1 protein-coding gene is annotated in these 642 nt (G+C 74.5%); it reads left to right on the plus strand.

Annotated elements, in window-relative coordinates:
* Positions 1-642, plus strand: a 642-nt coding sequence (locus FV222_RS28495) for a DUF2778 domain-containing protein (RefSeq protein ID WP_147816467.1), incomplete at both ends; no start/stop codon positions are given.

The following is a 642-nucleotide window of genomic DNA, read 5'->3' on the forward strand; positions in this document are numbered from 1 at the left end:
GGCCGGCACCGAGACGACGCGCCGCGCCGACAGGCAGGCGTCGCGCCGCACCCGGACCGCGGCGATCCCGGCGCCCGCCCCCGACGACCGCAACTTCCTGGAAAAGTTCTTCGGGATCGAGCGCACGTCGACGCCGACTATGGCCTACGCCGCCCTCGAGACGCCGTCTCCCGCGACCCTGCCGCGGCAGCGGATCGTGCCCCCGGCGAACCCCGACCCGGCGGCGGTCGCCGTCTACGACATCAGCGCGCGCATCGTGACGCTGCCCAACGGCACGAAGCTGGAAGCGCATTCCGGCCTCGGCGAGATCATGGACGACCCGCGCAACGCCCACGTGCGCATGCGGGGCGCGACGCCGCCCGGCACCTACGACCTCACCGAGCGGGAGGACCTGTTCCACGGCGTCCGCGCGATCCGCCTCACCCCCGTCGGCGGCAGCGGTGCGGTCTACGGCCGGGTCGGCCTCCTCGCCCACACCTACATGCTCGGGCCGACCGGCGCCTCGAACGGCTGCGTCTCGTTCAAGGACTACCAGGCGTTCCTGCAGGCCTACCTGCGGGGCGAGATCCAGCGCCTCGTCGTCGTGCCGGGCCGCGGCCAGGACGCACCGCCGAGCGTCGCGCAGCAGGCGCCGCCGAGCGC

Origin of the sequence: Methylobacterium sp. WL103 (assembly GCF_008039885.1) — a bacterium.
Lineage (GTDB): Bacteria > Pseudomonadota > Alphaproteobacteria > Rhizobiales > Beijerinckiaceae > Methylobacterium > Methylobacterium cerastii.